At 68.1% G+C, this 10,108-nt stretch carries 8 protein-coding genes; 4 read left to right on the top strand and 4 right to left on the bottom strand.

What is annotated here, in order from left to right:
- The 4 genes from WAZ62_RS21730 to cydX all read left to right on the top strand — a co-directional run.
- Window positions 1–302: ATP-binding cassette domain-containing protein (locus tag WAZ62_RS21730; RefSeq protein WP_422645607.1), on the top strand; the 302-nt coding region annotated here is incomplete at its 5' end.
- A gap of 117 nt (window positions 303–419) precedes the next feature.
- Window positions 420–1,997 (top strand): cytochrome ubiquinol oxidase subunit I, encoded by a 1,578-nt coding sequence (locus WAZ62_RS21725; RefSeq protein ID WP_422645608.1) that lies wholly within the window; start codon window positions 420–422, stop codon window positions 1,995–1,997.
- Between the two features lie 5 nt (window positions 1,998–2,002).
- Window positions 2,003–3,157, top strand: coding sequence for a cytochrome d ubiquinol oxidase subunit II (gene cydB, locus WAZ62_RS21720; RefSeq protein WP_422645606.1), 1,155 nt, complete (start codon window positions 2,003–2,005; stop codon window positions 3,155–3,157).
- A 26-nt stretch (window positions 3,158–3,183) separates the two neighbouring features.
- Window positions 3,184–3,303 (top strand): cytochrome bd-I oxidase subunit CydX, encoded by a 120-nt coding sequence (gene cydX, locus WAZ62_RS21715; protein WP_422645605.1) that lies wholly within the window; start codon window positions 3,184–3,186, stop codon window positions 3,301–3,303.
- Between the two features lie 23 nt (window positions 3,304–3,326).
- On the opposite strand, the gene WAZ62_RS21710 is transcribed toward cydX, so the two are convergent.
- The 4 genes from WAZ62_RS21710 to WAZ62_RS21695 all read right to left on the bottom strand — a co-directional run.
- Window positions 3,327–4,619 carry a putative bifunctional diguanylate cyclase/phosphodiesterase gene (locus tag WAZ62_RS21710; protein WP_422645604.1) on the bottom strand — a complete coding sequence of 431 codons (1,293 nt, stop codon included), beginning with the start codon at window positions 4,617–4,619 and terminating at the stop codon, window positions 3,327–3,329.
- Window positions 4,620–4,719: 100 nt separating this feature from the next.
- A complete protein-coding gene (locus WAZ62_RS21705; RefSeq protein ID WP_422645603.1) occupies window positions 4,720–6,057 on the bottom strand; it encodes an NAD(P)/FAD-dependent oxidoreductase in 1,338 nt (445 codons plus the stop codon).
- Between the two features lie 9 nt (window positions 6,058–6,066).
- The gene (locus WAZ62_RS21700) at window positions 6,067–9,063 is read right to left on the bottom strand and encodes a CHAT domain-containing protein (protein WP_422645602.1); all 2,997 of its coding nucleotides are present in this window, start codon (window positions 9,061–9,063) and stop codon (window positions 6,067–6,069) included.
- Window positions 9,060–10,108, bottom strand: a 1,049-nt coding sequence (locus tag WAZ62_RS21695) for a hypothetical protein (RefSeq protein ID WP_422645601.1), incomplete at its 5' end; no start/stop codon positions are given. The genes WAZ62_RS21695 and WAZ62_RS21700, both read right to left, overlap by 4 nt.

The following is a 10,108-nucleotide window of genomic DNA, read 5'->3' as shown; positions in this document are numbered from 1 at the left end:
GCCTTGGTCTGTCCGGCGGCCAGGCGCGGCGGCTGGCGCTGGCCCGACTGCTGCTGCGGCCGGTGCCCCTGTGGCTGCTGGACGAGCCGACCGAGGCGCTGGATGGCGCGGTCGCGACCGATGTGCTGGCCCGGCTGGCCGCGGCGGTCGAAGGTCGAACCCTGGTGATCGCCACCCATTTGCGCCGCGAGGCCGCGCTGGCCGACCGGCTGATCGCCGTCGGCGGCGGCGGTATCCAGCGCGAGGCCCGCAGGGGCGAGCCTGGTTACGACGAGATGCTGGCCGGCCTGCGGGCCGGTTAGGAGAGTTGCTGGCCGGCCCCCGGGCCGGAGGTGAGGGAAACAAGAGTCTGTGGCTTTGTCGTCCGGCAACGGGCGAAACATTCAAGGAGGACGCCGGGAAAGCCGGCGTTGATCGACATGGAACTGGATATCGTAGGGCTTTCACGCCTGCAGTTCGCCATGACGGCGCTGTATCATTTTCTATTCGTGCCCCTAACCCTCGGGCTGTCCATCCTGCTCGCCATCATGGAGACGGTCTATGTCATGACCGGTCGCCCGATCTGGCGGCAGATGACGAAATTCTGGGGCACGCTGTTCGGCATCAATTTCGTGCTGGGTGTCGCCACCGGTATCGTCATGGAATTCCAGTTCGGCATGAACTGGAGTTACTACAGCCATTACGTCGGCGATATCTTCGGCGCCCCGCTGGCGATCGAAGGCCTGATGGCCTTCTTCCTCGAGGCGACCTTCGTCGGCCTGTTCTTCTTCGGCTGGGACCGCATGTCGAAGGTCGGGCATCTGACTGCCACCTGGGCGGTGGCGCTCGGCTCCAACCTCTCGGCGCTGTGGATCCTGATCGCCAACGGCTGGATGCAGAATCCGATCGGTTCGACCTTCAACATCCAGACCATGCGGATGGAAGTCTCGAATTTCTTCGACGTGCTGTTCAACCCGGTGGCCCAGGCGAAATTCGTCCACACGGTCTCGGCCGGCTATGTCACGGCGTCGATCTTCGTCCTTGGCGTCTCGGCCTGGTACGCGCTGAAGGGAAGGCACGTCGACCTCGCCAAGCGCTCGATGACGGTCGCCGCCTCGTTCGGTCTCGCGGCTTCGCTGTCGGTCGTCGTCCTCGGCGATGAAAGCGGCTATCTCGCCAACGAGCACCAGAAGATGAAACTCGCCGCCATGGAAGGCATGTGGGAAACGGAAACCGCCCCCGCCGCCTTCACCCTGATCGGCTTCCCCGACCAGGAAGCGCGCGAGACCCATTACGCGGTGAAGATCCCCGCGGTCATGGGCCTGATCGCCACCCGCTCGCTGACCGACGAACTGCCGGGCATCAAGGACCTGGTGGTCAAGGCCGAGGACCGCATCAGGAGCGGCATGATCGCCTATGACGCCCTGGTGAAGATCCGCGCCGCCGGCAAGGCCAAGGCCGTCGATCCGGTGGCCCAGGCGGCCTTCGAGGACAATGGCGTCAATCTCGGCTATGCCCTTCTCCTGAAGCGCTATACCGACAATCCGGCGGCGGCGACGCCCGAACAGATCTCGAAGGCGGCCTGGGATACGGTGCCGCAGGTCGCGCCGCTGTTCTGGGGCTTCCGCATCATGGTCGGCCTCGGCTTCTTCTTCATCCTGCTGACCGGCGTGTTCTTCGTCCTGTCGGCCCGGCGCAACCTGCTGGCCCGGCGCTGGCTGCTGCGCGTCGCCGTGCTGTCGATCCCGCTGCCCTGGCTCGCGGCGGAACTCGGCTGGTTCGTCGCCGAATTCGGCCGCCAGCCCTGGATCATCGAAGGCGTGCTGCCGACGGCGGCGGCGGTGTCCAGCCTGGGCGCCGGAACCCTGCTGCTGACCATCGTCGGCTTCGTCGCGCTCTACACCACCCTCATCGTCATCGAGATGGGCCTGATGCTGAAAGCCATCCGGAAAGGCCCCGAAGACGACACCGACCCGCAGGCCGAGCTGATCTCGCCTGCCATCGTGCCCGCGGAGTAACCGACATGATCCTCCATCAACTCATCGACTACGAAACCCTGCGCCTCATCTGGTGGGTGCTGCTGGGCGTGCTGCTGATCGGCTTCGCCGCGACCGATGGTTTCGACCTCGGCGTCGGCGCGCTGCTGCCCTTCGTCGGCAAGACCGATATCGAGCGCCGGGTGGTGATCAACACCATCGGCCCGGTGTGGGAAGGCAACCAGGTGTGGCTGATCCTCGGGGGGGGCGCCATTTTCGCCGCCTGGCCGCCGCTTTACGCCGTGTCCTTCTCGGGCTTCTATCTCGCCATGTTCGCCATCCTGGCGGCGCTGATCCTGCGGCCGGTGGGTTTCAAGTATCGCAGCAAGCGTGACAGCGCGGCCTGGCGCAGCGGCTGGGACTGGGCGCTGTTCATCGGTGGTTTCGTGCCGTCGCTGATCTTTGGCGTCGCCGTCGGCAATGTGCTGCAGGGCGTGCCCTTCCGCCTCGACGACGATCTGCGCATCTTCTACGACGGCACGTTCTTTGGCCTGCTCAACCCTTACGCCCTGCTTTGCGGCCTGCTCTCGGTCGCCATGCTGGTCACCCATGGGGCGGCCTGGCTCGTGCTGAAGACCGAGGGCCGTGTGGCCGAACGGGCGCGGGCCTATGGCCAGCTCGCGTCGTTCTCCAGCTTCCTGCTCTTTGTCCTGGGCGGCGTCGCGCTCTATTTCTTCGTCGACGGCTATGCGATCACCAGCGTGGTTGACGGCGCTGGCCCGTCCAACCCGCTGCTGAAGGAAGCCGCGGTGTTGCCGGGGGCCTGGTTCGCCAATTATGGCGCCCATTCCTGGCTGCTGATCGCCCCGGCCCTTGGCCTTGGCGGGGCGTTCCTGACCTTCGTCGGCTTCGGCGCGCGCAGGGAGGGGCTGACCCTGCTGGCCAGCAAACTGTCGATCTTCGGCATTATCTCGACCGTCGGCGTCTCGATGTTCCCCTTCATCCTGCCGTCGTCGATCGATCCGAAGGCCAGCCTGACCGTGTTCGATGCCTCGTCCAGCCACATGACGCTGTTCATCATGCTGGTGGTCACCCTGATCTTCCTGCCGATGGTCCTCGCCTATACCGCCTGGGTCTACAAGGTGCTGTGGGGCAAGGTCCGGCCGGAGTCCATCACCCGCAAGGGCGGTCACGCCTACTGAGCGGCCGAGAAACAAGGAGAAACGATATGTGGTATTTCGCCTGGATGCTCGGCCTGCCGCTCGCGGCCGCCTTCGCCGTCCTCAACGCCATGTGGTACGAACTGGTCGACGACGAGTCGCCCAAACGCAAGATCGCCCAGAAGTGATCTGATCCGGGATGGGGGCGCGGTCAGCGCAGGAGCGGCAGCGCCCCCAGATCCTGCGCGCGGATCCAGCGCATCAGTTCCGCCTCCGGCAGGGGGCGGGACAGAATATAGCCCTGATAGACATCGACGCCGAGCAGGGCCAGATCCTCGGCCTGGGACACGGTCTCGACCCCCTCGGCGATGATCTCGAGGCCCATGGCATGGCCCAGTTCGATGGTCGCCCGGATGATCAGCCGGGCGACATTCGATTGCCCCAGCTCCCCGACGAAGGAACGGTCGATCTTCAGGCCGGTGACCGGGAAGTGGCGCAGACGGTGCAGCGACGAATAGCCGATGCCGAAATCGTCGATCGAAACCTTGATGCCGAGGGCCCGGCATTCGGCCAGCATGGCCGCCGCCGCGACCGTGTCCTCGCCGATCGTCGTCTCGGTCATCTCGACCTCCAGCCATTCGACCGGAATATTGTTGTCGGCGATCAGCTGGCGCAGATGGCGGATGTAATCGCCTGATTCCAGTGCCATGGCGGAGGCATTGACCGAGATGCTGTAATCGGCGCCGAGCGCGCCGTTGATGCGCTGGATGGCGGCGCAGGCCTGTTCGGCCACCCAGGCGTCGATTTCCCGGATGAGGCCGGTTTCCTCGGCCAACGGCACGAAGGTCGCCGGCGGCACGATGCCGTGGCCCGGTTGCCGCCAGCGCAGCAAGGCCTCGAACCCCACCAGCTGATGGGCGGGCAGGGCGGCCTTGGGCTGAAAATACAGCTCGAACTGGCCTTCGGTCAGGGCCCGGCGCAATTCGGCATGGGTCGCCGCGCGCTCGCGCGCGTTGCGGTTGATCTCTTCATCGAAATAAACCACCGGCTGGCGCTGACGGCTCGCCGCGTTGAGCGCGGTGATCGCCCGCGACAGCAGGATATCGCTCGACTGACCATGTTCGGGCGAGAAAACCACGCCCACCCGGATGTCGACCCGAACCTGCGCGTCGCCGGCCGTGATCGGCTCCGTGGTGCAGGCCAGGGCACGCCCGACCAGGGCGGCGACTTCGCCATTGTTGCGCGGCGATTCGATCAGGGCGAAGAACTCGCTGGCGAAGAGATGGCCGATCGGCGTATCGCCGAGACTCTCGCCGAGGCGCCGGCCCACACCCTCGATCACGAGTTCCCGGCCGCCGAATCCCAGCAGGTCCTCGATGTTCGAAAGGCCGACGATCTTGATGACCAGTATGCAGCACCGGCAAGCGGGCAAGGTTGAATCCAGGCGCTCGACGAGCCACTGCCGGTCCCGCAGCAGCGGTACCAGGGAGGCTTTGCGGCTCATGAGGTTGGCCTGAAGTTCACGCTAATCATTGCACACGATCTGTTTCAGTTTGGGAATATATGACTTCAGATCGGAAGGGAAGTCGATGTTGGTATCGCCGTTATCTCCCGACGGCATCGCGCAGATTAAATCCGGCATAGGCCGCGCGTATATACGTCTGTCGCAGGAAAGGCAGGGGAAAACGCCGAAGGGGGCGGGACATCGCCACCGGCAGATCGACGGCGAGTCCGGCGACGCGGCGGCCCAGCAGGGTGCCGCCGAGGCTGCCCATGGCGACGCCATTGCCGTGGAAGCCCAGCAGGAAATGGGCGCTGTCGTCGTCCAACGTGCCGAAATGCGGCAGCAGATCGAAGGTCAGGTCGGTCAGGCCGCGCCAGAAATATTGGGTCTTCGCCCCGGCGAAAACCGGGAACATGCGGCCCAGATCGCGCTCCAGCCGCGCTTTCATCGCGTCTTCGGCGGCGGGGGCCGCGGATATGCCGCCCCTGGCCCCGAACATCATGCGGCCGTCCGGCAGCAACCTGAAATAATGCAGCAGGTGGCGCGTGTCGGCGCACATGGTCAGGGTGTCGAAATGCTGTTCCGCGCGCTCCCCGGCGCTCAGCGGCCTGGTGACGATGATGTTGGACAGAACCGGCAGCAGCCGGCCGGCGAGGCCGGGGTGCAGGTCTTCCCGGGTGAAGCCGGCGGTCGCGACCGCCACCCTGTCGGCAAGGACGGAGCCGGTCGGCGTGGTCAGGCGATGCCGCCGCCCCTCCCGCGTCCAGGACACCACGGGGCTCTCGCCGTGCAGCGCGACGCCGGCCGCCGCCGCGGCCAGTGCCAGGCCCTGGACATATTTCAGGGGATGCAGCGGAAAGCCGTGAGGGACCAGCAGCGCGCCCCGCGCCTCGGCGGTGAAAAGACCGCGCGGCTTCATCTCGGACAGGGGCAGCAGCTGGCACTTCGTATCGAAGGCCCGGGCGTAAAGCTCCGCTTCGGCGGCGAGGTCGGCCACCGCGCGGGGATGATGGGCGATGATCGCTTCGCCGTCCGGTTCCGCGTCGGCGTCGATGGCGAAGTCCGCCAGGCGTTGGCGGACATGGGCGATGGCGGCGACCTGCAGACGGAAGAAGCCTTGCGCTTCCGCGAGGCCGAAACGGGCGATGATCGCCGGCCACGACAGTTTCGACGAGCCGAGGCAGCAGAAACCGCCGTTGCGTCCCGAGGCACCCCAGCCGATCGGCGCGGCATCGAGAACCAGCGCGGACAGGCCGGCGTCCCGGATCGCCAGCCCGGCATTCAGTCCGGTGACACCGCCGCCGATGATCGCGACATCGACCCGGGCCTCCCCCTCGAGGCGGGGCGCGGATACCGGCGGCCCGGCCGAAGCCGCCCACCAGCTGGGCACGGACTGCCGGTAATCGTGGATCGACGGGTGATGAAGTGACGCGGCCATCCCCCGATATTAGGGAATGGCAACGCCGGTGCCATCCCCAATCGTCGTGAAGCCCGCCCAATACAGCGGATGGGCCCAGGCGGCGCCCTTGCCCCCGCTCCGGCCATCGATCATGTGCAACTGGGCCTGGCGCAGGGCGGCGGCACCGCCGACACCCGGGCCCCGGCGATCGAACAGCCCCAGCAACAGGGCCGCGGTTGAATCGTCCGGCACCGGCCAGTGGGAGACCACGAGGCGCCGCGCCCCGGCATAGAAGAAGGCGCGGGTCAGGCCGGACAAGGCCTCGCCCCCGCTCTTGCCATCGGTGCCCGCGGTATTGCAGGCCGAAAGCACCACGAGATCGGCGTCGAGCTTCAGGTTCAGGATATCGCTGAGCCGCAGCAGCGCGCTGTCGACCGTGCCGCCCGCCCCGGGGGTGACCAGCAGGGCCGGCTCCGAGAAGCAGCGGATTTCGCTGGCCAGCACGGCATGGGTCGCGAAATAGAGGATGCGGTAATCGGACAGGGGCCGGTTCAGCACCGCGTCCTTGGTGAAGGCGGGGCCAAGCAGCAGGGAATCCGCTCCCGCGCCCACGAGGCCGGCAACCTGCCGCAGTTCGCCCGCCGTCGCCGGCAGGGGGCCGAGGCTACCCAGAACCTTGCGATCCCGCGCGCAGCCGGCGGGCAGGCCGGCGAACAGGCTGGCGACATCCCGCGGCGGGCGATAGTCGCCGAAGCCGATCATGGCCGAGCTGCCGGCCGCCGCGGTCGGCACCTTGCGCAGGTCGGCGAAGGCGCGCACCGAAGGCACGGCGGACAGGGCCTGATGGCGCACCATCCAGTCGACCGCGCGATAGTCGTCGGCGGGGGCGGGGGCGGGGGCGCGGCCGCTGGCCGGGCTGGCCACGAGAATGCCGAAGGGGATGCTGGCCAGCGGCCCGTTGGCGGTGGTCACCAGATTGTCGATGCCGGCGAGATCATCGGCGACCGGCCCGAACAGCGCGGCATGGAGCTGATGCGCGAGATCGACCGGGAAGCGCCCCGGCGTGCCGCGGTTGAGCTGGATGCCGCGACGCAGGGTCACCACGACATCGCCAAGCGCGAGGTCGCCGGCATCGATGCGCCAGACCTTCAGACGGTCGGCCGCGACGAGAAAGCCATAGGTGGCGTTTTCGGCGCTGGCGAAGGCGGCGATCGCCTCGCCCGGCTTCAGCAGGCCCTGCAATTCCGCCACCCCGACCGGTGTCGCCAGCAACTGGCGATAGCCGGATGACGCCGCCTGCAGGGTCTCGTCCAGGCCGCGTCCCTCGGTCTCCACAGCCTCGAGGTTCTGGCGCAGGCGGGCGATTTTCGCGGTGTCGCGCAGGTCCGACGGGGCCGACAGGGCCCGGTTCAGCTCGCCGACCAGGGCATAGCGCTTGCGCTCGTTCTCCTGCTGGGCGCGGATGACGCCGCTGACCGCCTGATCCCCGGCGGCGAGCCGAGCGGTGGCCAGGCTGACCGTCCGGCTGGTCACGCCCGAGCGCATCAACTGCATCGCCTCGAACATCTCGACCTTCAGGCCTTCCGCCTGTTCGGGGCGCCGGGTCGCCATGGCGCTGGCGGCATCGAGGAAGCCGAGCAGGTCGCGCGGCCGGATTTCGGCGTTGCGGGCCTTCAGGATGGCGAGGCCCTGGCGATAGCTGTCGATCGCCTTGTCCTCGGCGCCGGCCGTGTGAAGGAAGCGGCCAAGGCCGAGGCGGGACAGGCCTTCCGGGGTCGATTGGGGCAGGATCCGCGCCCACAGGGTGACAGCCTCGCCCTGGATGGCGACAGCGCTGCCGGCATTGCCGGCGGCGGCGGCGATCGTCGCCCGGGTTTCGAGGAATTGCGGCCGCCACCAGGGCGGAGACGTCCGGCTCGCGGCGGCGGTCGCGATGGCTTCGTCGGCCTTGTCGGCGGCGCCGGCCAGATCACCGAGGCGCAGGCGAAGGGCGGCCTCGGTATGCAGGCTCTGGGCGACTTCAACGCTGACCGACGAGACCGACGCGCCGGAGAAGCTGAGGAGATCGGCATCCGCCCCGGCCTGTCCCGGCACGCCGCCGAGATCCTGGGCGAGCCGGCGGCGTGCCTCGGTCGCCTGTTCGGCGAAGGACAGGGCCAGATCCAGCTTGTTGCGATTGGCGGCGTCGATCGCGCGGTAGCTGAGCAGCCGGGGCAGGCTGGCCGGGTTGGGGCCGGCCGCCGCGAGACGCTGGGCCTCGTCGAACAGGGGGGCCGCGTCGTCGAAGCGGCCCTGATTGGACAACTCGAGCGCCACATGCATCAGGGGATCGGCACTGGCGGGATCGTCGGTGCCGATCGCCTCGGCCTGGGCCAGCATGGCCTTGCGATAACTGTCCTCGGCGGCGACGAAGTCCTGGATCGTGTCCTGATACTGCGCGGTCGCCATCGCCGTGTAATAGGCTTCCAGCACGCCCGCCCCGACCATTTGTCGCCCGGTCGACTGACGGACAAGCTCGATGGCCCGGGAATCCGCGGTCTGATCGCCAAGGCTCTCGAGCCCGAAGGCGGCGAGGGCGCCGCGCTCGATGACGGGCATCGCCGCCGGAATGCCATCGGCCAGCACCAGCCGGCCACGCCCGTCGGCGATGGCCAGGGCGACGGTCGGGAAGCCACCGTTCCGCAGCCGGCAATAGGCGATGGCGCCGGACAGTCCCCGGGCAAAGGTCGCGTCCCGGGCCGGGCCGCAGGCCATGCGGCTGTCGATATCGCCGCGCCAGGGGCCGGCGGAGACCGCCTCGATCGGCGTGGCGCTGTTCAGGCTTTCGGTCAGCCGCGCCGCCGGCTGCTGCCAGCTGCCGCAATGAATGGCGTAGTTTCGCCCGTCCCCGGTGGCGCGGCCTTCCCGCAAGGTGCAGGTCTCGCCGACCAGATTGCGCCCGGCATCCCGGGGCGGTGGCCCTTCGGCGCTGTCGCCGCTGACGCAGCCGCCAAGAACAAGGCCGATGGCCAGGAGGCCGCCGAGATCGATACGCATCCGGCTCATCGCGGGGTCTCCCCGGTGCTGTCCGGCGTCAGCAGGTCAAGCCGCCACAGCGCATCCTTGCCCGTGTTGGAAAATTCGAAGCGCGCGTCCCCGGCCGGGTCATCGGTCTCGGTCAGGATCAGCGGCGTCGGCGCCAGCGACGGCAGGCTCAATACCGGCGGCAGGTCGATCCGGATCACGCCCTCGGGATCGATACCGCCAACCGGCGGCGGCGGCCCCCCGCAGCTTGTCGCCATCACGCAGTCGTTGAAGCGGTATTCGCTGTCGACGCCGTCCGGGCGCAGGACATCGGCGGCGGCCTTTTCCCCGCCGATGCCGCCGATGGTGCCGCCCATGGTGGCGGTGCCCGCGGTCCCGCGCACGGTGAGCCGGTCGAAATCGACATCAAGGCCGAGGATCGAGCCATCGCCGGCGTTCAGCGTGACATCCTGCCCGCTGGCCGAACCGTCCAGCGTGATATCGCCGCCTTCGGAAACATCGCTCGTGTCGATGATGACGGAAGGTGCCGTCAGGCTGAGGCTGCCGATGGTGGTGAAGCTGCCGCCATGGGTTTCATAGCGGCTGCCGGTCAGGACAATGACCGGGGCGCGGTAGCTCTGAGGACCATAGGTCGTGACGGAGGGTGGGTCGATGCTCGCGCCGGCCTCGATCAGGAAGGAGCGCAGCGGCACATTCTGCCCCACGGGGCCGAGCACCCGAATGTCGCGGCCCGCCGTCATGGTGACTTCGGCAAGCCCCACGCCCTCGGCGGCCAGGCTGTCGATCGTGCCTGTGGTTTCGATATCGCGGGCCGCCGTCAGCGCGACGGATCCCGCGACGTCGAGGTCGCCGTCGACGGTGATGTCCCCGGCCGCGCTGTCGATGCGGCCGTCGATGAAGGTGATATGACCGGCTTCGTAAGTCTGGCTACCGTCGCTGGCGACGCCGCCGCTGATGCTGATCTCGTCCGCCGCCGCGACGAGAAGACTGCCCAGCCGGCCGCCGCCGCCCACTTCGTTGTCGAGGGTGACGCTGCCGCCGCGCGAGCGCAGCACGACGGGACCCG

Source organism: Zavarzinia sp., assembly GCF_049306435.1.
Classification (GTDB): domain Bacteria; phylum Pseudomonadota; class Alphaproteobacteria; order Zavarziniales; family Zavarziniaceae; genus Zavarzinia.
This window is presented reverse-complemented; position numbering and strand designations above follow the sequence as displayed.

Coding starts and splice junctions, on each gene's coding strand:
- WAZ62_RS21725 (WP_422645608.1), top strand. CDS start 420: ATGGAACTGGATATCGTAGGGCTTTCACGCCTGCAGTTCGCCATGACG.
- cydB (WP_422645606.1), top strand. CDS start 2,003: ATGATCCTCCATCAACTCATCGACTACGAAACCCTGCGCCTCATCTGG.
- cydX (WP_422645605.1), top strand. CDS start 3,184: ATGTGGTATTTCGCCTGGATGCTCGGCCTGCCGCTCGCGGCCGCCTTC.
- WAZ62_RS21710 (WP_422645604.1), bottom strand. CDS start 4,619: ATGAGCCGCAAAGCCTCCCTGGTACCGCTGCTGCGGGACCGGCAGTGG.
- WAZ62_RS21705 (WP_422645603.1), bottom strand. CDS start 6,057: ATGGCCGCGTCACTTCATCACCCGTCGATCCACGATTACCGGCAGTCC.
- WAZ62_RS21700 (WP_422645602.1), bottom strand. CDS start 9,063: ATGAGCCGGATGCGTATCGATCTCGGCGGCCTCCTGGCCATCGGCCTT.